Origin of the sequence: Methanosarcina sp. KYL-1 (assembly GCF_024372725.1) — an archaeon.
GTDB lineage: Archaea > Halobacteriota > Methanosarcinia > Methanosarcinales > Methanosarcinaceae > Methanosarcina.
Genome location: NZ_VOUA01000014.1, coordinates 18,646 through 40,393, shown reverse-complemented (window position 1 = coordinate 40,393; position 21,748 = coordinate 18,646). Strand labels below are relative to the sequence as shown.

Genomic DNA, 21,748 nt, shown 5'->3' with positions numbered 1-21,748 from the left:
TCCGGCAACGGCTGCGTTTCAAAAACTTATTTACATATTCAAGTAAATATATTAATGATCACCATGACTCCCGAGGAAGCTGCAAAAAGAAAAGAAGAATGGGTCGCAAAGATGAAGCGGGAAGGCAAAATGAAAGAGGACATGACCGAAGACCACAAGTCCTGCCTCAACGCCCTCCAGAACCCTGTCCGGAGAAACATCCTCAAAGCCCTGGGGAAGCAGAAGATGTCCCTTGAAGAAATTAAAGCGGAATTCAAGCTCACGGACTCCCAGGCAAGCTACAACCTCAACATGCTCGAAAGCACCCTCTGTATCGAAAAAGAGGAAAGCGAAGAGGCTATGTATTACGTCCTGACCCCGCGGGGAGAAGGGTACGTGGAAAACGTGGAGTTGAAGAAGTAAAAGCAGGCAGCCTCCTTAAAACACGGATTTGTTTTTATTCCCAGAAACGCTAAAAAACAAAAAAATACAACCTTAAAACCTTTTTTTGTAATCACTTTTTTAGCCAGGGCTATCGCAGCGAATTCAAAAAAGATGGCAAGTTTTTCTTGATAATTGGAAGAGAAAAATGGATCCATCCAATGAAAACAACCATCTCAATGAAATCCATCATTCGGAATGAAACCTTTTCAATGAAATCCATCATTCGGAATGAAACCTTTTCAATGAAATCCGTCATTCGGAATGAAAGCCTCATATCGGTTTCAAAAAAGTAGATTCAAAAAAGTATTCAGGATGCCCAGGGTCCAAAAAAGACTGTAAGATTACTCCCGGGCATCAAAAAAGATCTGATTTTAGCGGATTTTAAACGTCCTCGTACTTTTTCAGGATATCCTCGAAGGCTTCCGCAACAACACCGAGCTTTTCCCTGCCGACCCCGAAGGTGCTGAGCTTGAAATACTTCGTAAGCCCTGACTTGATTCCGTGGATGTTCCTTTCTTTCAGTTCCCGGTAGAGGAAGTACCTGCCATTCTTGACCTTCTGGGAGATCTCGTAGAAGCCGGGGGCTTCAAAGAACATAAGGTCGTGAGAATGGGGTTTCTGCCCGCGCTGGATAAAGCCCAGGTCTTCAAGCCTTGCAGAGAACCAGCGGGCATTTTCGACTTCCTGGTCCCAGTTACGGACTCGCTTTACAACTTCAGGGAAAGAAGCCATCAGGGTCATGACCGTCGCCCCGCGGGCAGTGCATCCGAGAAGTTCGACTTCCTTTACCTTGCTGTGTACGGATTTCCTGAACACTATTGGGGCATACTCTCCACTTACCCCGAGCACCCCGACCGGCCCTGACGCTGCCATGGACTTGTGCCCGCTGCCCACAATGAAGTCTGCTCCTATTTCTTTGGCGGATACGGGCATCCTTCCCGCACAGTAAGCCCCGTTCAGGAGAAGGGGGACGTCGTATTCATGGCAGATTGAGGCTATCTTTCCGGCATCCGGAATGTTTCCGTAGCTCCCGTCAGGATAGGTTACAAGGGCAAGAGCAGGAGGTTTTCCGCTCTCCCTGATGACCTCTTCGATTGCCGTCCCGTAGCCTTCCGGGTCCAGGTAGTATTCGGGACTGCCTGCATGGGGCACGGCTTTGATATTCAGCCCGGCTCTTTCGGCTGCAACGTAAGATGAGTAGTGGGCAAGCCCGTCAAGCACGATCCAGTCCCCGGGCTTTCCCATAGAATGCATGACAGCAAACTTGGACTCTCGTGCCCCGTTTGTGACGCGGGCTTCGTCACAGCCAAGGAATTCGGGCAGTGCCTGGTGTACGAAGTCATGAATAGGAGGCTTTTTTATCTGGTCCAGGACCCCTCCGCAGAAGTCACAGACCGAGTAACCGTCTCCCCACTCCACGAGGGTCTGCCTGGCAGCTTCGGTTAAAAGCCCGCCTGTCTGGAGGGGGTCGATGTTGATGCTGCCCAATGTTTCACGCCGAATAAAACCGAATTTCTGAAGGGATGAGTCATCAAGTGTCATTTTCCTTACACCTCATAAATGCTAATTATCACTGGTAATTCATAAAAACGTATTGCAAAAGCCCCCTGGTATTTAAAAGAGAAAAAGCGCAGCTGAAAATGAGCTCTGCCAGGCAAAAGTCCACCGCAGCAGAAAAGGCTTCAAAAAGGCTGAAAAATAACCGAAAGATCCGGGAAAAACTAAAAAAGCTAATAAACCCGGAAAATTGGAGCAAAACGCCTCTTAAGAGGGCGTCCCGCTTTTTAATTTCGGAGCTTCGCGTTCAAGCCTTCAGGCGTTTACTGCCTTGCTGAAGACATCTGAAAACTCAACACACTGAGCAACCAGGATTGAAGCTGCGTCCCTTAAGACCTGAATAGGGTCCGAACCATCGGTTTTGATGTAAAGGATAGGATCGCTGATGCTCACATGCTTCATGTCGTAAAAGGCAATCTCAACCCTTTCATCCTTGATCAGGAGGTCCCTGAGCATGTTAAGGAGGGTATGGGTTTCGCCCTTGAGTTCGACTTCGAGTTCGTTCTCTGTTTTGGAAAGGATATTCAGTTCCATCGTGATCACCTGTGATTGGTGAGTTATATAAACAACTCTACCGAAACCTGGGTTCGGTACGAAGAGGGAAAGAGAACTTTACTGGATTCCTTTCCCGTACTCGGTTGAGATTTTGCGGGTTTCAGTCTTATTGCAGACCGGACATTTAAGCTTTTTCCCGTCCAGCTCGAGTTCTCCTCTGCAGTTCGAGCAGTATGCTTTCATGACCCCAAGGGAATCCTCAGATGTGGTGAGGCGCATTCTCTCAACGTCGATGACTTTTGCCCGTATGATATCAGAGGGCCTGAACTCATCAGCCAGCCTCTTGACATAGGAGTCCCGCACGTTTGAAACATGGAGGTCTCCCAGCCTTACATTAACGATTTCCCGACCGATTTTGCCCTCAATTCCTGCAATTTCCACCATTGCCGCGGACTCCCGGACGTCCGTGACCTTCCCGAAAACGACGTCTCCTACTTTCAGGATGTTCGGGACGTTTGTGGAAGGCAGGACAGAGACTACCCTGGCTTTCCTGGAGATCCTTACGCGGCCTGTAGCAGTGGAGTAAATGTCCCCCGAAAGTACGGAAGTCCCGGTTCCGGACCTGAACTCCTCGGTGGTCCCGACAAGTTCACCCGGGAGGACAAAAGACCCCATTTCAAAATCCTCTTCTGCTATCCCAACCTCCGGAGACACGGGAGAAGCAGATGTTTCCCTCTTATCTCTGGAAAAACCGGAATCTCTCCTATCTCTGGAAAAACCGGAATCCCTACGATCTCTGGGAGAAACGGAATCCCTACGATCCCTGGAAGAACCGGAATCTCTACGATCCCTGGAAGAACCGGAATCTCTACGATCCCTGGAAGGACCGGAATCTCTACGATCCCTGGAAGGACCGGAATCTCTACGATCTCTGGAAGGACCGGATTCCCTGGTATCTCTGGGAGAACCGGATTCCCTCTTATCTCTGGAAAAGCCGGACTCCCTCTTCTCCCTGGAAAAACCGGATTCTTTTTGATCCATGGGAGCTTTTTTCGGGTAAGGGAACCTCCTTTTGCCCTGGTCCTTAAATTGATCCTTATTTTCGGAGGCTTCTTTTGACTCCGCTTTTTCGGCAACTGGTTTTCCTTCGCTAGGCCCGGTTAATTTCTTTCTGGTAGTCTTATTTTTTCGGATTCTAATCTTAATCCCTCATTCAAATGATCGTTAATAGTGATTTGATAGATTATTAAGAGCGATTTGACGATATTTAAGAGATGTTTGAGACATTTAATAGTGATTTGACAGATATTTAATGGACATTTAATAGGTATTTTAATGGATATTTAATAGGTATTTTAATGGACATTTAATAGGTATTTTAATGGATATTTAATAGATACTTAATGAATATTTAGTAGATATTTAAGAGTGATTTTCCCCACAAATAACCATATCCTTACGGGTGGAAATTTTATATGTTTCTTCCCTCTAATTGCAGAGTACGGTTTAATACATAAGGCATATTTAAGTGAAGGCCTGCGGGCCTGTAGTTTTGAGGACATCCATAAGTCCCATGTATGCCGCTGTAAAACGGCTCAGGAATACAGGGTTTCGATTCAGGGAACAGTCATCCTGTAAATCTCTACCTCGATTACTTCTCGCTCCTTTTTGTGGAATTCAAAGGTCTTTTTAATAGGAAATTTCGCAACGTAAGAATGTGTAATGACCGCAGGCTTAATGAACTTTTGGATAAAAGCGAGGCTTCCGCGGTTGTGAATGGAATATATTATCTCGCTTGTTCTTAACGCTGCCGAAAGAAAGGGCCTGTCCCTGCCTTTAACCCTGGCCCCGAAGGGAGGGTTCATAAGCGTGGTCCTGACATGCCCGGAAATCTCCGCGATATCGGTGCACACAAAATCGACATCGACCCCAAGTTTTTCTGCATTCTTTTTTGCAAGCTCAAGGGCTTTTGGGTCCGCATCATACCCCACAACATGCTTTGCTCCGAGAAGCTTTGCCCCGATTGCAAGGATGCCGGTCCCGCAGCCCAGGTCCTGGACAGATTCCTCCAGATCCCCCTGCATATAAGCAAAATGCAGGATTTCAGCCGCCAGGAGGGAAGGGGTCTGGTACTGCTCAAGCTCAAGCTCGGGCTTCTCAAAACCTTCAACTTCCTCCAGCAAAATTTCAAGTTTTCTCTGTTTCATTTCTTTTTTTCATTTCCCTGCTTCAATCCCTGAATAAGAAGTGGTTTTGTTTCCCGGTCTGCCTTTTCCTGAACTGCCCGGTTCACACCGGCTCTTCCGTGATCTCGTCAAGCACAAGATGTTCCCAGTCCCGCTCCCCAAGCACGATCTCAAACTCCTGGGGAGTGAGCATGGGAGCAGGAAAACGGCCCACTTCATCGATGGCAAGCCTGGGGCAGGCGGTATTTACGAAAGCATCCACCTTGAACTGGAGCAGCTGGTCAGGGGTCACAAGGTCGATCAGGATGAGATGCGCCTCTTTCTCGTGCTTTTTTGCAAGGGCCTTCAGGGAGGAAGCAAGTTCCATCCTCTTCTGCCCGTTTTTGCTTGATACGATGATCCCGAAGACCTCAGCGTCCAGGGACCTGGCAATAACCGCGCTTCGCTGGCGGAGAACCCTTGAAGGGTCAACCTCACGGACTTCCCCTGAGAGGGGGTTTGCCACAAGGACTCGCTTTTTTGTGGAAAGGGAAACACCCAGGGGGTGGAAATCCCCGCTTCCTATGTAAAGGTACTCATCGCAGGCTTCAGCCCTTGCCGCCGAAAAATTGCAGCCGAGCACCTGCCCCGGATAGGCAAGCCTGGAATCCCCGCGCCCGATCACGCAGGTCTTCCCCCGGGTTTCGAGCAGTTTGCAGGCTTCCTGAAGCTTGTGGACGTGCTGGACTGTGGTGATCAGGCCGATCCGCTGGCCCTTCAGTTCCTGGAGAGCCTTTTCGACCACAGGAAGGACGTCCACTGCAGAGCGCGTTTCGATGAAATAGACTTTCTCGGAAAGTTTCGTGTCTTCCAGTTCCGCATGCCCGAAATGGAAGAGGAGGTCCACGTGCCCGAGCAGGGTCCGGTCCAGGTCGCAGGCCCCAAAACAGGGGTCTCCTGAGATCAGGACCTCCGCTCCGGTGGCTTCTTCAACCCTTTTTGCAAGCTCCGGGCCTTTTCGCTTGAGCCCCTCGGGAAACTGGAAACCCACAAGCTTTGCGCCCGTTTTCCTTACAACGTCGATCAGATAATCGAGCCTGAGATCAAACGCTTCACTGATCCCCAAAGACATCCTTGATCTCCACGCCTTTCTCGCTAACATCAATGGTAACGAGGATCTTGGGCTCAACGCCGAGATCCCTCATTTTTAAAGAGCCGCCCCCGCGCCCAATAACGGAAACAACGTCAAGGACTTCAACGCCCATACCTTTTAGGGCCTTCACAAGCGCAAGGAGGGTTCCCCCTGTACTGATAACGTCGTCCACAAGCAGGACTCGGTCTCCTTTCTTGAGCCCGTTTATGTAAAGGACACCTTTGGAATAGCCGGTGCTCTGGGAAAGCTCCACTTCCCCTTCAAGGTAATACGGGCGCTTCCGGACAATAGTAAGGGGAATCCCTGTTTTCAGGGAAAGGGCGTTTGCCACAGGGATGCCCATGGCTTCCACGGTAAGGATGGTGTCCACGTTCAGCTCTGCAATCTTCAGGATATAATCGGAGATTTCCTCCACCAGGCGAGGATCGATAGATGGCACGCCGTCCGAAATGGGATGGATGAAGTAGTTGTATTCACCCCGCTTGATCACAGGAGCATTTACAAGTGAGCTTTTCAGTCTTTCAAGCATGGTTTTAACCTTTATGGGCTGTCTTAATATTTAGATAAGGCTGTTGAAGTATTCCGGGAAATAGTGAATTAGTGAATCTGAGATATTATCCTATAAAATACCCTTTTAAATCTATTGCCCTTTAAGATCTCAAAACATATCATTATGCCAGTATTCATTATGTCAGTATTACGTCAGAGGTATTATGCCAGTATCATGTCAGTTGTATTGCCTTCCCGCTGGCAGCCACATAAACGGCAGGACGGATAGCTGTCAGGGAAAAACAAACCGAATTCAGGGAAACATCAAAGTATTTAATATAATTTTGGATTTCCAGATCAGACTTTCCCTATTGCAAGGAACTTATATTAAATAATTATTTCAGTGTTAATAAATTTAAAGATGCCCCAGGGAGAATTCCGGAAAAAATATGGCAACATGATGGAAAAACGGATAACAGAATGGAAAAATGAAGGAAGCACAACAAAGTAAGGATAACAAAGTAAAAAATAGAAAAGACAGGGTAAAGATTTATTACCCTGGCTTCAGCTGCATCCTGTTCAGGCATTCTGCTTGATTTTGTTATTATTCATCCACTGCCCGATTCCTGGAATTCCGTTTTTCGAAGGATTGACTGCCCCTGCAGGATTGAGCAGTCCAAGGACCACATATGGGTTGGTATCTGCCTGCTTCATTTCGTTCAGGATGGCTTCGTTAATGTCAATGACGGCAATTTCCGAGACCATCCCTTCCTCGTCCCAGTTGTCCTTATCCATAAGCCAGAGGTCCATCAGGTACTTTGAAACCCAGGCAGGATCTCCTTCCTGAGCCCCGCATTTTGCATTGACAGGTGCAAAGTCAAAACTCAGTACGACTGCCTGCATTGTTCCTGCAGTCCTGTTCGTGACCACGAAGATTCCGGCCGGAGCCACTCCAAGAGCTACTTTTTCTTCATCTGTCAGTGCGGATACCCAGATTCCTCCCTTTCCGGGGGTTGTATCCCAGCGCTTCACGAAAACATCTTCTTTGCACCAGTTCGGGCAGGAGAAAACAGTATAACTTACTCCGGCCTCAAGCGGATAGTTCTCCTCCATCCAGTTTGCAATCACATAACCGCTTGAGACTCCGGGACAGAAGTGGTTATGCACTTCCAGGCACTGCATAAGTTCGTAATCAAACTCCCCGGTAGCCCAGGCGTTGGATATTGTGAGAATTGCAAACTCACGGCCATTGAATACCTTTGCACCGACCTTTTCATTCCAGGATGCCTTGGAATCGTCATCAGATACAAGATCCTCAAAATTTATGTTTTCCGTTACCTTGTAGCTGATCTCTTCCCCGGCTCCATAGGAAACCTCAATATAAGTACAGTTCCCGGAATCCCTGTCAAAGAAAGCAAACCAGAGAGGGCTGTTCCTGGAATTCTGGAGAACCAGGAGATTCTTCGTGTACTGCAGATCCCTTCCATAGAACTCTGCATAGAAATCATCCAGGTAAACATAAGATTCCGCAGGAGACCCGATATCCGTTATGATGAGGGTATTTTCCGGCCCCATGTCACCTAACTCTGTTTCGGCTGCAGCAAAAACCTGAGTCATCAATCCCGAATTCTCATATTCCGCCGCCATCCCCGGAACCGAACCCAGGGAAAAAACCAGCGCTGCAAGACATAATAAAAGGATCATTTTTGCCCTTGTCACAATATTATTCATCACGCATCATTTCTCCAGATTTCTTCAATCAAATTAAGTTCGTACACCCTTCAGCATGTATAGAGAATACATTTCCGAAAGATATGGAATAAAAATTAAGATAAAATTAATATAGAATAATGTTTAGTGTTAAAAAAAATACAAAAAATAATACATAAAACTTTCGAATTTTGTTAACATCGAAAAATGAAGGAAAGTGGAGAGAAAAATGAAGGAAAGTAGAGAGAAAAATGAAGGAAAGTAGAGAGAAAAATGAAGGAAAGTAGAGAGAAAAATGAAGGAAAGTAGAGAGAAAAGGGTGAAAAAAGAAAAAAGTGAAAAAAGAGAAAATTAAAATTTAAGGATCAGACAATCGTGTCAAAGAGCCCTGTTACAAACTCTGCCAGTTCGATGCTCTTTGCGGTGGAAGTCATCAGGGTATCGGCACGGCAGGCCTGGCAGCCGAGCCTCTCGAAGGCAAATTCATCTGCCCGGTCCCTTTCATCGAAAACGAAAACGTCCAGGAATTCCTGGTAGTACTCCGCAACTCCCATGGAAGAGACTTCAAGCCCGCAGGCCTGCATGAGCTTTCCGGCAGGACCGCTTACTGGAGCGTTGCCGATGATAGGGCTGACTGCAACGACTTTTTTCTCTTTAAGAAGGTCTTTCATCCCGGGGAGGGAGATTATCGGGCCGATGCTAGTTATGGGGTTGCTGGGGCCGATAAGGACGCGGTCATCGTTTTCAAGGGCATTAAATACCTTTTCTGCGATAGAGGCTTCGGAAACTCCCAAGATATCGACTCCTTCCACCTCGGGTTCCCCGTGATATCCGACCCAGAAGTCCTGGAAATGCATGGGGCCTTCGGGGGTTTCGACATATGTGGAAATAGGGTCATCGGACATGGGCAGGATCTTTGCCCTGATCTTGAAGAGGGACGCAAGCTTTTCGGTTGCCTCGCTTAAGGTTGCCCCGTCCCGGAGCAGGTCCGAGCGTATTATATGAGTTGCCCGGTCCCTATCCCCGAGTTTCATGCTTTCTTCTACCCCGAGGGCCTGCATGTATTCATGGGTCAGGAAAGTATCGCCTTCGATGCCCCACCACTTTTTCCGGTCGATCTGGCCTGAGAAAAGGTATAGGATGGTATCCAGGTCGGGAGATATCAGGTTCCCCGAGACCCAGAGGTCTTCGGCAGTGTTCACTACAACGGTCAGTTCCTCATGGGGGAGGATTTCCTTGAGCCCGTCAAGGAGTTTCGGAGTTCCGGTGCCGCCTGAAAATATGATCATGATGATACCTTGTTATGGATTACTTCATCTTTCGGGTAGCAGGTATTCTTCACTGCAAAGTTTTCAGCATCAAAGTAATAGTAACAGCAATATATAATGACATCTGTCTAAAAGATGATGAAGGTCGTCCTTGATCCTGTGCACGGTTACATCGAACTGGACGAAATTGTCCAGGAAATTCTGGCCACTCCGCAGCTTCAGCGGCTCCGGAGGGTCAGGCAGCTTGGCTTTTCCAACCTCGTTTATCCGGGGGCAAACCACACTCGTTTTGAGCATTCTCTGGGGGTTATGCACCTGGCTTCCATGCTCATAAAAAACCTAGACTCCATCGACGGGGAGAAAAAAACAGAACTTAAAGCCGCATCCCTCCTGCATGACGTGGGCCACGGGCCTTTTTCCCACGTGACCGAGAACATCATAGACAAATACACCCGGCGCAGGCACGATGATGTGAGGGAGATCCTGGGGAAAGGGGAACTTAAGGAAGTTCTGGAAAAGTACGGGATTTCCCCGGGAAACCTGGCAAAGCATATCAAAGGGGAGACTTCTATCGGGCAGATCCTGAGCAGTGAAATTGATGTGGACAGGATGGACTACCTGGTAAGAGATGCCCATTACACAGGCGTTGCCTTCGGGGTTGTGGACTACAACCGCCTGATCAACCAGATGCAGTTTTATGAAGACAGGCTCGTTGTCGGCCAGGGAGGGCTCAAAGCCGCCGAGTCCCTGCTGGTCTCGCGCTTCTGGATGAACACCTCTGTCTACTATCACCACGTGGGCAGGATTTCAGAAGCCATGTGCTCAAAAGCCGTGGAATACATGATAGAAAACGGGGAACTTGACCCCTCAAAGCTCAGGCAGATGGACGACATAGACCTCGTGGCAGCCATGCGCCGTGCAAGCGGACACGGAGAAGAGCTATCCAGAAGGCTTGACACCCGCAGGCTCTACAAGAGGGCCCTTTACGCCGGGCTGGATGCAGTCGGAAAAGGCGTGCTCAAGCACCGGGGCAAGGTCCAGAGGGTGGAAACAGAGATCGCCGAACTTGCAGGCGTGGACCCAAAAGACGTGCTCGTGGATATCCCGAAGATGCCGGAGATGTCTGAAATGCGGGCCCTGATAAAAACCGACCACAGGATGATCCACTTAAACGAGGCTTCTCACTTTGTATCCATTCTGGAAGAAGCCCACATGGACAACTGGAGGCTTGGGGTCTACAGCCCGAAAGAACACTGTGAAGCCGTGGGAAAAGCTGCCAGGGACTTTTTTGATGTCAAGAAGACGATAAAACAGTTTAAGCTGAGCGACCTCTGAAAATAAATAAGGGAAAAGGTAAAGCAGGGAAAAGGGGATTTCTCCGCTTGAGGCTGCGCCCCTTTCAGGACTTAGGTTTTTATGCACAAAAACTCAATAAGTTTATAGGGTCAGAATAAATGTTGAGAGAAAACGTTGAGAGAAAACGTTGAGAGAAAACGTTGAGAGAAAACGTTGAGAGAAAACGTTGAGAGGGAAGATTTTTGTTTCAGATTACAAGGAAAGTCGGCAGAATCGAACTCCTACTCGATGCGAAAAAACTGGGAGACGATTACCTGCTGACCCTTACGGGGGGAAAAGAGCATGCTGGCGCTGTTGCAGTGGGGTTATTCGATGAGAAAAGCCAGCGTGCAAGCTCTTCTGTGATTTGCCTCCCGGGGCACCGGGAAGAGCAGCTCGCCCTACAGGGCGCAAGGCTCGTTAGCAGGGCTACCCGGGGCACAAGCGTGTTTGTCGCCGGGATCCATCTGGACGACATTAGCCCCGAAGAGATAAGGGAGATCGTCTCGATATCCGGGGAAATGATAGAAAAGTTCATAGCCTTTTGTGAAAAGGCCAACAAAACGGAAGAGAGAGAGGAATAAATGGAAATAATAGTAGGAATTAGCGGGGCCTCAGGGGTCCAGTACGGAATCCGCCTCCTTGAAGTGCTGGCAGAAAAAGGGGTAAAGACCCACCTGGTACTGACGGAAGCTGCAAAACAGATTATAGAAATCGAAACTGACTACTCACCTGAAGCAGTTCAAAAACTTGCGACCTGGAACCATGCCCAGAAAGACTTTTCAGCGCCCATAGCCAGCGGGTCCCACGCAACCGGAGGGATGGTCATCGCCCCCTGCAGCATGAAAACCCTGGGAGCAGTCGCAAACGGGATCTCGGATACCCTCCTGACAAGGGCCGCAGACGTCTGCCTGAAGGAGGAAAGAAAACTCATCCTCCTGACCCGGGAAACCCCCCTCAGCCTTATCCACCTTGAAAATATGCTCAGGGCCAAAAGGGCAGGGGCAAGCATCCTCCCGGCATGTCCGGGCTTCTATTCCAGGCCGAAAACAATTGATGACCTTATAGATACGATGGCAGGAAGGGCTCTTGACCTTCTCGGGATTGAAAACGAGATATATCGGCGCTGGGAATGAACGGAAAAGAAAAAAACAGGCTGAGAAGAATCAAAAATGAAGAAGAATAAAGAAGATATGAAAAAGATATGAAAAGTAAATGTGAGTAAAAATGAGTAAATATGAGTGAATATGAGTAAAAATATTCAGATGTAAAAAAGGTTTTCAAAGAGGTGATGAAGGATTACAGCCCCTGACTCTAACGAAAACTATATAAATAATAATCGCCTTTGAGAGGAAGCACTTCATGGGATAGTAGGGTAGCTTGGTCCATCCTCGAGCGTTTGGGACGCTTGGACCGCGGTTCAAATCCGCGCTATCCCATCAAATTTTACACTTTTTTATGAGATTTAAAACCCAAAATGAGTGCCAGCGCCTGCATAACATTTTAAAAATATTAATTTTTAAGTAATATCTTTATAAATGACGGGTAATTTTAATACAGAAAACTTACTATCTTATTTTATCAAGGAGTAAATGGATTACTCCCCCCTTATCACCCATTTAGAATCATATTATTTGAGCCGTTTTTATGTAGGGGTAAAATACCATGGAACAGACAATAAACGATTTAAAATGTAAAATAACAGATAACACCCTGACATCCGCTGACCTCTTCGTATTCACGAACAAGTTGAAGGACAGCAGGCGGGAAGGAACCCCGATTGTCAGGAATGTCTCGCCTGCAAACATCGACCTTCTCGAGATATATGCCTTTGCCCTGCAAAAGCTGGAGATGGCAGAAGCGGACAGTGACAGCGGACTGAGAGCAGCGGACTGGAGAGAAAGCATCGACGACTTCAGCAAACTCAAAGGGTTTGTTGACGAACTGGAAAAGAGCGAACTCATCACAAAAGTCTCCTGGAATGTAGGGGGAATGGCAATCTATGACATAAAGAATCCAGAAGCCTACAAGACCTTCGTTTACTGGAACATCCAGGCTGTTCTGGACAACATACTGCTTTTTGAAGAACTCTGAAACGGGAATGAGTTAAAGCAGAAAAGAACTGAAAACATAAAGAAATCCCGCGGCATAAAAACTGCCCGGATATAAAGTAATAAAGCACATGCCTGCTTCAAACCTGGCATGTGCAAACAACCCCAATCAGGTTGCCCTGAATCGAATTTTGTATGCTATTTTACTCTTGCTTTTTACTCTTGCTTTTTACTCTTGCTTTTTACTCTTGCTTTTTACGCTTGCTTTTTACGCTTGCATCTTACTCTTGCATTTTACTCTTTATACTCAAGCTTAAACTGCTGAAGGAACTTATCTGTGCCTTACGACGCAGTTTGAAAGCCCGATGATTTCCACGATGTCGCTGTTGTCCGGGGAGTGCACGATCATCTGCCCTTTCTTGAGGTAGGGTATCCGGCGCTCGTATTCTTTCGGGACTTTTAAGGAACTGATTGCGGCATCGTTGTTGAGGTTCAGGACCAGTTTCGTGTTTATCTGCTTTATGACCGTATCATCGATGTCCTGGGGATCCTGGGTGATCAAAAAGAGCCCGAGGCCCTCTTTTCGGCCCTGGCGGGCTGCATCTGCAAAGCGTGAGATGATCAGGCGGGAGTGTTCCCCGTTTGCCCGGGAGAGATAGCGGTGGGCTTCGTCCAGTGCCAGGATGATAGGAGTTTCCTTGATGGCCTCGGTCCCGGTGGTGCCGAGCTTGTTGTCTACGATCAGGTTCATGATGGTAAGCACTATAAGGTCCCGGATCCGGGGAGCGCTGATGTACTCGGTGGGAAAGACCGAGACCTGACCCGGCCTGAAGATCCGGTCCAGGAGTTCCGTGATCGGGGTAGCAGCCTGGTCAAAGACCTTCGAGAAGAAGCGGCTCTTTACCCTCCTCACGATCCCGTCGTAAGAGGACTCGTGGAGCTTCCCGCTGTCAACGTAATGGGAACGTGTGCCTTCATTGTCAATGTAGGAGATGAAGTTCAGGTAGGTGTGGGGCACACTTGATTTGAAGAAGTCCCCAAGGAGCACCTCAAGCCCGATGTACTGGAGTTCGGACATCCCGGTTGCGGCAATCAGCCAGGAATTGTGCTCCACAAGAGAGAAGGGGATGGTAAATTCTACCTGCTCGGCTCTGGACTTGTCTCCGGGATAGGTCTGCCCTTCCACCTTTGCTACGAAAGCCTTTGTGGACTGGACACGGCCGTATGCCACCTTTTCGGACTCGAACCTGAACCTGTCGTCCTCACTCAGGGTCTCGTTGTCCTCGAAAATCTGGGAGTATTCGTCCTGAGGGTCCATGATCACCAGGCAGGGGTTTTTCCGGGCCCCGTCAGGAGAGTTGCGCAGCCTGTAACGGTTGCTTTCGGCCATGAACTGGCGCAGGATATTTTTGGAAAGGAAGGTCTTTCCGGTCCCGGTGCTCCCGCAGACCAGCATATGCCGAAAGATTAGCGGGTCGCCCATGGAGTAGTCGTTCCTCAGGTAGTAGGCAACGGTTTCAGGCTCGGAATGAGTCTTTACGAGCTCGCCTCCCACACTAAGGTGCCCGAGGAAAATTCCTTCTTCCGGGATGTTCAGCCCTGTCTGGACCTCAATCCGGTCCCGGACAGGCAGGATAGGGGTGTTCGGGCGGGGAATCCTGTCCGCCATCCTTCGAGTTAGTGCTGTCCCCCCATTTTTCCGGTAGAGGATGCAGAGGGGGTCAAGGTAGGCCAGGAACTTGTAGTCAGATTCGTTTACGGGGCTTGAGCGGGTATTGAGCATGCGCCGGGAATGGATTTCCGTTGCATCGTCCACAGCGAATTCCTGGCGGTACTGGAGCTTTCCGATTCTTGCAAAAAGCTTTTCTCCTCCCTCATAAGGCACGACAGCGTAAGTCCCGAGCCGGATCTCACTCCGGTGGGAAGAAGTGATGTAGCCGGTAATCGTTGCTCCTGCAGAGGTTATTTCAAGGGGGTCAATCCCGGTGGTCACGATCCCGAAAGCCTCTCCCACCGGGGCCCGGATGTTCGAGACCCCTTTATCATAGGCCGGGAAGGCTTCAAAAGGAAGATCAGCCTTTTCGGGAGCACGGGAACCCAGAGACTCCAGGGGGTCTTCAAAAGCCGCAGGCCTGCCTGAGCCTGTCGAAGAAGAACCCGACGCAGAACTTGAGTTTGAAACAGGGTTTGAAAAAGGGCCTGAAGCAGGGTCTGAAACAGAGTCTGAAACTGAGTCTGAAACTGAGTCTGAAACAGGGTTAAGAGAAGGACCCGGGTCGGGCCCGGCTGCTGAAGCAGCTTTTGAAGCTTTGTTTTCGGGACTTTTTTCGGTCCCCGGGCCCTCATCCGGAACCGGGGCTTTTTTTCCTTTGCCAGAGGCAAAAGCCAGGATATCGGCATCTTCATACTTCACTGATCTTACCCCAACGTGTGTCATTATAATCTTTATCAGGACTCATGTTTTCAAAGAATTTGTCAATCTCTTGCCTTTCCACCTTCCGGATTTTTGCCAGGTGGTCCGCCTTCGTTAAAGTGAGGGGAAAACCATGAAGGGAAAGGTCGAAGAGCACCTTTTTGGTAATTTGCATCCGCAGGAAATCGTCTTTTACGAGCCCGTAAGGGGACTCGACCTTGAAGACCACGTCCGTGGAAGGGACGTAGAGCATGAAAAAGCATAAAGCGTAATCTTCCAGCGGGAATTTGTGCCGAAGCTGCTGCCGGAGCCTGTCGCCTGCCGCAAGGGGAGATGTCCCAGATAACAGCTTCTCGTAAAACCTGTTGGGTTGCAAGAACCAGTTCGTATAGGTAATATAAGAGCTTCTGGAACCGAAATTTTTGCCGGGATTCCTTCCATTTTTACCATTCTTACCGGAATTCCCCGAATACCAATCTCCTGAGCCCTGTCCAGAGCCCTCGCTTCCGCATTTCTCAGGTGATAGGAGGTTTCGGAAAAACTGGGAGTCAAGCGTCCAGGGCAGGTCAAAGCCTTCGCTCTTTTTCCGGACGCTGTCCATGATCTGCATGTCAATGGGATTTTTCACAAACCCGATAACCGGAACCCGCTTTTCCAGGAAATGGTCCACGATATCGATGTAGTTCTGGAGGACCTTCCTGGCATCCTCATTCTGCCGGATTTTTACGTCCTCGTCATCCAGCACCAGCCAGTACATGAGCTGTTTCGGGTAAACCGTCCCGTCCATGATGAAAAAGCCTGAAGGGTCCACCCTGTCCTTCATGAAAAGAATGTGCTCCGACTCCGCCAGGTACATGGCAAGGCTGTGCACCATGTCCGGAAATTTCTTATTCAGCTCGTCCGGCGCAATCCTGACAAGCTTTGCCCGTCCCATCCCCTCATCAAACTCCTCCCACCCGGAAGTCGCCTGCATGGCCACACTCCGGGAAGAAGAATAAGCCGCACACACAATCGTCCTGTACCTCTGGACATCAAGATCAGTAGGCGTTGCAGCCAGCCCGCAGTGGCAGAAGTCAACAAAAAGCCCGCTGTCATAGGTCTTCGGGTTCGTGCTCCCGCTGTCGCAGGCATAGGTCACGGGGTAAGGGTCTTCGCACTCCGCCATAAGCTCGGTCCTGACCACCCCCCTGAAGAGCCGGTCCACAGCCTTCAGGATGACCTTCCCGTCTACCTTCAACTCCTCGAGAAGCTTATAAATATCAGCCGCAGTCTTCGGCTCCTCAAACTCAAAAGACCGGTCAATCCTCTCTGCCAGCTCCGAGATCTTCCGCATGTGCACGGGCTCAAGGGTCATGAACAGAAGATACTTTCAGGAGTGATATATATTTATTGAGTGGGTAACTGAAATATCAACTCAACACACCATTTTTCCAGAAAAAGTTCTTCTCAGGGTTCCGCTCAAACCTTTCAAACACACTCGGATAGAGCCCCGGATACCTTGCTTCCTCCAGAGGGATGCAGAACATCCTTTCCGGGCTGTCAGGGTCCCCGCCAAGCCCTACAACAACGAAGAAAGGGAGCCTGTTTTCAGCGGCAAAATCCTGGTAACGCCTTAACTGCTGGGGATTGGACCACTGAAGTTTCCCCTCATATAGATCTGACCGGAACTTACATTCTACACAAAAAACTTCATTTTTTGGCATGTAGCGCATGACAATATCCGGCCCGGCATCTGACTCGACGAATCGGTCATGTTTTCGTGCCATGTCCGTGCTCCACTGGACGACGGAAAAATACCTGTTATCAAATAAGTCTACTACACACCTTTCAAAATTATCCCCTTTTTCCACGGATTCATCTTCCAGTAATACATCAACTACTTTACTTAGTTTAGTTAGAAACCCTATGATAAAACCTCCGTGATTCCAGAAAAAGAGGAAGTTTCTGCATAAATATATAGATTTATATATGTTTAGAAATATTTTTAGAACTACTTAAAAAATAAATCTGATTTCATGTATAATTCAAACCTTTTTCGGGAAAGGCCGGTTGCGCAAGCGCAACCGGTGAGAACGTGGGGTAGATCTGCAGCTTAAAACCGGATAACCTGGAGAAGCCAAAAACCTGAATCCTTAAAAAAGTTCAGGCCTGAGAAATTTAATTCAAATCCCCCTTTCTCCATGAAAATTTCTTCTTCGGGTCCCGCTCAAATCTTTCAAACACGCTGGGGTAAAGTGCCGGGTACCACGCTTCCTCGAGAGGGATGCAAAACATCCTTTTCGGTTTCCTGGCTTTTCCCCCGAGGCCTATTAACACGAAAAAGGGGGCCTCGTTATCCCGGGCAAAGGTCCGGTAGCGTTCAATCTGGGCGGGTTCGGACCATTGGAGCTTGTCTTTGTAGAGGGAAGACCTGAACTTGCACTCGATGCAGAAGACTTCGTTTGTGGGCCTGTAGCGCAGGACAAGGTCAGGGCCACAGTCCGATTCGACAAAACGGGTATGTTTTCTTCCCATGTCCGTGGTCCACTGGATGAGGGAAAAGGTTTTTTCGTCGAAGAGGTCTACCACATACCTCTCGAAGTCGTTTCCCTTTTCCTCGGACTCGTTTTCATGCATTACATCCATGATTTTTGATAATTTTCTGAGCAGCCCCATAGACAACCATCCTACAGTTTCTGTTTTTTGCAAAGATGTGAAAGTATTCGAGCATATTTATAAAATGTGGTGGTCGGAGAGAAGAAAAAAATAAGGCCTAATAAGAGTTCAAAAAGGAAAAAATCCTCAAAGTAGATTATATCAGGAAAAATGCAGCACCTCCACTCAAGGGCTCATATTCCGGGTACTTAAACTGATGCCCTGGTATTCCCGGAAAAACTTAATCTCAAAGAGGGTATAATATATACATATAGGGATATAAAACCCAATCAAATATCAGAAAATATTAAAATCTCAGGATTCTATGCCTATGGGGGAAAGGCAGGGGAATTACACAGAGAAGCTCATAACACCGGAAAGAGCAGCGGAGCTCATGGAAGAGGGCGGCTGGAAGCGGGCGGACCTGCACGTGCACACGAACTGCTCTTTTGACGTGCTGCCAGCCGGAAACCTGCACCCTGAGAAACTTTATGAAAAGGCCCTTGGTGAGGGGCTGGATTTCATTACTTTTACAGACCACGATACCGTTGAAGCGTACGAAATCCTGGGCTGGGAACGGGAAAAGCTGGTCACCGGAATTGAAATGATGGTGCACGACCCGGAATGGGCAGGACACACGCTCCATGTGAACGTCTTTGACCTGGACCGGGAAGAGTTTGAGGAACTCAGAGAGATTGCGGAAATCGAACACAGCCTGAAAAGCTTTGTCCACTACCTGAAAAAAAACAGGCTTCCATTCATATACAACCACCCGTTCTGGTTTGAATTCCATCAGGAACCAAACCCTTCAGTGGTGCCCGGGCTTGCAAAGCTCTTCCCGGTACTGGAATATAACATGCACGAACCGAAACTGAAAAACGAGCTAACAATCTCCATTGCGGAAACGTTAGGAAAAGGAATAGTCGCGACCACAGATTCGCATACAGGGAAATTCGGGCAGGTCTATACCCTGGCAAAGGGAGAGAGTTTCAGGGAGTACTTCAGGAATATCGAGAAAGGAAGAAACTACATTGTCACGGAAGACCTGACAAGAGAGTTTCTGATTGAAGAAATGAACACCTGGATCGACCTTATTTTTGAAAAAAGCCGGAAAAGCCAGGAAATCAAAACCTTTCTGACAGGAATAAAATCCCTCGACACAATGGTCAGGCTCTCCAGGAGTGCCCTTTTGAACTGCTTCCCCGGGCTTAACCGGACAACCATGAACCTGCTCTACATGATTTCAAATACAGGCCTTCCAGCCTCTTTCTACCTCCATTCGGAAGAGAACCTGGCAAGGGAAATTGAAAAACAGATAGAAAATGAAACATGGAAATGAAAACGCAAAAACAGAGTCATAAAACAGCATCAAAAAGCAGAAGCAAAAAACGGCACAAAAAAGCATCATAAAAAACAGGCCTTAAAGATTCGTAAATACCTTCTTTTTTAACATTTTTCTTTTTCCCACTCTCCCATTTCCATTCAATTCGGCATCTAAAAAGATCAAAGGTTTGCCCTGAATCTGGTTTTTACGCATATTATAAAAAAATCAAAAGGTTTATATCACGAAATTGTTTAGTTCCTATTACATAAAAAATGATAAATTAGTATGATTTTTAACTATTATATTACTTAATGTTATTAAAAGGTGTAAACAAAATGGAAAGAAAAAGAACATTAAGGACACTATTATTTATTTTATTCATAATTTCATGCACCGTGCTTCTCACATCGCCCGCAGCGGCAGAGGATAGCAGCATAACGAGAAGTTTTTCGAAAGAGAACCCGGCCCCGAACGAGGAGTTTGAAGTGATTCTCACAATTTCCGGGCTCAGGGCTGCAGGAATTGTGGAAAGTATTCCTGAGGGGTTCACCTATGTTTCGACTTCATACCCTGCAGACGGAAGAGTCAGCGTTTCAGGCCAGAACCTTGTATTCTCCGTGCTGGACGACAGGAAAATTGTCTACAGGGTAAAGGCCCCGGTTTCAGGCAGCGGGAACTTCGAAGGCCAGTGGAATGACATCCTGAACCAGAAAAAAGGCACAATACAAGCTTCGGAAGTTTCCGTAGATCCGGATTCGAAAGCTGCGGAAGAACAGGAAGCAGAAACCGAAAAAAGCCCTGCAGGAATTTTCCCGGTGATATCCGGAGTTATGGCGGCTGCTCTTGCAGTTTCGGCTTATGGAAAACGCGTTTAAAGCAAAAAGAGGCGACAAAATGAAACACGAGATCAAACAGCCCATAAGACAGGGATTGAAACGGGAATTAAGACAGGGGTTGAAGAAGGTGGAAGGGGGATCGAAACATGGACTGGCCCTCACCGTGCTCATTCTCATGCTCGTTTCAAACATGCTTCCAGCAGGAGCGGAAGGAGCCGGAGCTGCAGGAGAAAGCCTCCAGATGTCAAAAAGTGAGCTTTCGGATACGATCATCCTGTACATGAAAATCCTGTACCTGGGAGAGGAAGGAGAGCTGCCCGAAGCTGAGTTTCTCACCGGGGCAGCAGCCGCATACCTGGAGCAGGCTGCTGAATCCGACGGCTCGGTCCTGAAAATCGCAACCCCTAACGTGATAAAGTCCGCGTCCTTCATAGGGGATTCCAACCTGGGGGTTTTTGCCCACCTCTCAAACCCGCCCCTCATGAAAATGGATGCTGACGGGCACCTTGTAGGGCAGCTGGCAGAAAGCTACGAGGTTTCGGAAAATAACACGCAGTGGACATTCTACCTGAAAGATGACCTTTACTGGAGCGACGGGAAAAAGGTAACCCCAAAAGACATTGAGTTTTCCATCCGCTACTACGGAGAAAAAACCCCCTGGGCAAGGTGGATCAACGATACCCTGGAAAGTTCGGCAGTTTCGGATGCCGACAACTCCGTGACCTTCAAATTCAACAAGCCCTACACCCGCATCAACCTTGAATTTGCGACTTACGACATCCTGCCCGCCCATGTATGGGAATCAATCGAGAACCCCATGGAATACTTAAACGAAGGCCCATACGTTGGCTGCGGTCCCTACTACCTCAAGCAGATAGACCTCAATGCCGGAAAACTCGTATTCGAGAAAAACCCGTACTGGAAAGGAAAAGCCCCGGCATTCGGAAGCGTGGAGGTCCACTTTTATTCCAATGTGGACGTAGCCACCCTGGCCCTTGAAAACGGGGATGCTGATACTTATTACAAGTACGCAGGGTCATACCCCTACCCCAACATAGAGCAGCTTGAAAAGACCGGAGATTTCGACTTCCTGGAAAAGACAAACATCGGGCTTGTCTTCCTGGCCCCTAACCTGAAGAAAGCCCCCCTCTCGGACCTTGAATTCAGGGAAGCACTTTCCTATGCCGTAAATTATGAGGAAATCGTCAGGCTCGAGACCCTCGGGTACGGAGACGTCCCGAACCACGGGTTTGTGCCTCCGTCCATGGAGGCTTTCAAGGAAACCGAAAAGCTTGAGTACAGCCCTGAAAAGGCCAGGAAAATCCTGGAAAATGCAGGATATTCGGACAGCAACGGAAACGGTATCCTTGAAGGCAAAGACGGGAAAGACATCGAACTTGAAATCCTGATAAGGCCGGACTATGCCCGCACCGGGGAACTTCTGAAGGAATACCTGGAACAGGTGGGCATTGCCGCCAACCTGAGGACTGTGGACGCAGATACCTGGATCACCATGAAGGACAGCTATGCCTATGACCTGACCGTCACCCGTTCAACCCCCTGGGGCATGCTTATGCACGCAAGCTGGGGAAGCGGCTATTTCGATTCCAGAAGGACCGGGCAGGGAGTCATGCACAACGTGGAAGACCCCAAGTTCCTGCAGCTCTGTGACGAGGCCCTGGCAACAACTGACCCCGCAGAACTTGAGGCCTGTGCCCACGAGCTTCAGGACTACTATGCAGAAGAGTTGCCGGCAATTCCCCTCTACTGGAACAATGTGGTAACGCCGTTCAACCGGGAATTCGAAGGCTGGTATGCAGACCCTCTCTACGGGATCTATAACCTGGACAACTTTTTGAATGTACATGGGATCTGAGGCACCGCATGACCCCATA

At 48.4% G+C, this 21,748-nt stretch carries 20 protein-coding genes and 1 tRNA gene; 9 read left to right on the top strand and 12 right to left on the bottom strand.

The genetic code is table 11. The features are described from left to right. The first annotated feature begins 54 nt into the window (after positions 1-54). The gene (locus FTO70_RS10605; protein ID WP_255335729.1) at positions 55-402 is read left to right on the top strand and encodes a winged helix-turn-helix domain-containing protein; all 348 of its coding nucleotides are present in this window, start codon (positions 55-57) and stop codon (positions 400-402) included. Between the two features lie 402 nt (positions 403-804). Here FTO70_RS10605 and pscS read toward each other — a convergent pair whose 3' ends face one another. The 8 genes from pscS to cofD form a co-directional block, all read right to left on the bottom strand. Further along, a complete protein-coding gene (pscS, locus tag FTO70_RS10600; protein WP_255335728.1) occupies positions 805-1,965 on the bottom strand; it encodes an O-phospho-L-seryl-tRNA:Cys-tRNA synthase in 1,161 nt (386 codons plus the stop codon). Positions 1,966-2,235: 270 nt separating this feature from the next. Continuing rightward, positions 2,236-2,514, bottom strand: coding sequence for a DNA-directed RNA polymerase subunit L (locus FTO70_RS10595; RefSeq protein ID WP_255335727.1), 279 nt, complete (start codon positions 2,512-2,514; stop codon positions 2,236-2,238). A gap of 78 nt (positions 2,515-2,592) precedes the next feature. Next, entirely contained in the window at positions 2,593-3,516 is a 924-nt protein-coding gene (locus FTO70_RS10590) for an exosome complex RNA-binding protein Csl4 (RefSeq protein ID WP_255335726.1), read from the bottom strand. Between the two features lie 575 nt (positions 3,517-4,091). Further along, a complete protein-coding gene (locus tag FTO70_RS10585) occupies positions 4,092-4,682 on the bottom strand; it encodes an METTL5 family protein (RefSeq protein ID WP_255335725.1) in 591 nt (196 codons plus the stop codon). Between the two features lie 82 nt (positions 4,683-4,764). Further along, entirely contained in the window at positions 4,765-5,772 is a 1,008-nt protein-coding gene (gene dph2, locus FTO70_RS10580; RefSeq protein ID WP_255335724.1) for a diphthamide biosynthesis enzyme Dph2, read from the bottom strand. After that, positions 5,753-6,322, bottom strand: a complete 570-nt coding sequence (gene hpt, locus FTO70_RS10575; protein WP_255335723.1) for a hypoxanthine/guanine phosphoribosyltransferase — start codon at positions 6,320-6,322, stop codon at positions 5,753-5,755. Before hpt ends, dph2 begins: the two co-directional genes overlap by 20 nt. Before the next feature lie 539 nt (positions 6,323-6,861). Continuing rightward, the gene (locus FTO70_RS10570; RefSeq protein WP_255335722.1) at positions 6,862-7,986 is read right to left on the bottom strand and encodes an FmdE family protein; all 1,125 of its coding nucleotides are present in this window, start codon (positions 7,984-7,986) and stop codon (positions 6,862-6,864) included. Between the two features lie 371 nt (positions 7,987-8,357). Continuing rightward, positions 8,358-9,281 (bottom strand): 2-phospho-L-lactate transferase, encoded by a 924-nt coding sequence (gene cofD / locus FTO70_RS10565; protein ID WP_255335721.1) that lies wholly within the window; start codon positions 9,279-9,281, stop codon positions 8,358-8,360. 117 nt (positions 9,282-9,398) lie between these two features. On the opposite strand from cofD, the gene FTO70_RS10560 reads away from it, so the two are divergent. From FTO70_RS10560 to FTO70_RS10540, 5 genes are all read left to right on the top strand, one after another. Beyond that, complete coding sequence (locus FTO70_RS10560) at positions 9,399-10,595, top strand: HD domain-containing protein (RefSeq protein ID WP_255335720.1); 1,197 nt, start codon at positions 9,399-9,401, stop codon at positions 10,593-10,595. 203 nt (positions 10,596-10,798) lie between these two features. After that, positions 10,799-11,179 carry a hypothetical protein gene (locus tag FTO70_RS10555; protein ID WP_255335719.1) on the top strand — a complete coding sequence of 127 codons (381 nt, stop codon included), beginning with the start codon at positions 10,799-10,801 and terminating at the stop codon, positions 11,177-11,179. Beyond that, entirely contained in the window at positions 11,180-11,731 is a 552-nt protein-coding gene (locus FTO70_RS10550) for a UbiX family flavin prenyltransferase (RefSeq protein WP_255335718.1), read from the top strand. Between the two features lie 228 nt (positions 11,732-11,959). Further along, positions 11,960-12,034, top strand: a tRNA-Pro gene (locus tag FTO70_RS10545). 226 nt (positions 12,035-12,260) lie between these two features. Beyond that, a complete protein-coding gene (locus FTO70_RS10540) occupies positions 12,261-12,689 on the top strand; it encodes a hypothetical protein (RefSeq protein WP_255335717.1) in 429 nt (142 codons plus the stop codon). Between the two features lie 288 nt (positions 12,690-12,977). On the opposite strand, the gene FTO70_RS10535 is transcribed toward FTO70_RS10540, so the two are convergent. From FTO70_RS10535 to FTO70_RS10520, 4 genes are all read right to left on the bottom strand, one after another. Next, a complete protein-coding gene (locus FTO70_RS10535; protein ID WP_255335716.1) occupies positions 12,978-15,083 on the bottom strand; it encodes an ATP-binding protein in 2,106 nt (701 codons plus the stop codon). Further along, positions 15,049-16,413 (bottom strand): DNA double-strand break repair nuclease NurA, encoded by a 1,365-nt coding sequence (locus tag FTO70_RS10530; RefSeq protein WP_255335715.1) that lies wholly within the window; start codon positions 16,411-16,413, stop codon positions 15,049-15,051. The genes FTO70_RS10535 and FTO70_RS10530 overlap by 35 nt, the downstream gene beginning before the upstream one ends. A 55-nt stretch (positions 16,414-16,468) precedes the next feature. After that, positions 16,469-16,825, bottom strand: a complete 357-nt coding sequence (locus FTO70_RS10525; protein ID WP_255335714.1) for a hypothetical protein — start codon at positions 16,823-16,825, stop codon at positions 16,469-16,471. Between the two features lie 391 nt (positions 16,826-17,216). Then, entirely contained in the window at positions 17,217-17,684 is a 468-nt protein-coding gene (locus tag FTO70_RS10520) for a hypothetical protein (protein ID WP_255335713.1), read from the bottom strand. 340 nt (positions 17,685-18,024) lie between these two features. Between FTO70_RS10520 and FTO70_RS10515 the strand changes: the two genes are divergently transcribed. From FTO70_RS10515 to FTO70_RS10505, 3 genes are all read left to right on the top strand, one after another. Continuing rightward, positions 18,025-19,032: a PHP domain-containing protein gene (locus FTO70_RS10515; RefSeq protein WP_255335712.1), complete on the top strand. Its 1,008-nt coding sequence runs from the start codon at positions 18,025-18,027 to the stop codon at positions 19,030-19,032. Between the two features lie 380 nt (positions 19,033-19,412). Next, on the top strand, positions 19,413-19,892 hold the full coding sequence (locus tag FTO70_RS10510) for a hypothetical protein (RefSeq protein ID WP_255335711.1): 480 nt from the start codon (positions 19,413-19,415) through the stop codon (positions 19,890-19,892). 19 nt (positions 19,893-19,911) lie between these two features. Next, positions 19,912-21,729 carry an ABC transporter substrate-binding protein gene (locus FTO70_RS10505; RefSeq protein WP_255335710.1) on the top strand — a complete coding sequence of 606 codons (1,818 nt, stop codon included), beginning with the start codon at positions 19,912-19,914 and terminating at the stop codon, positions 21,727-21,729. The last annotated feature ends 19 nt before the right edge of the window (positions 21,730-21,748 follow it).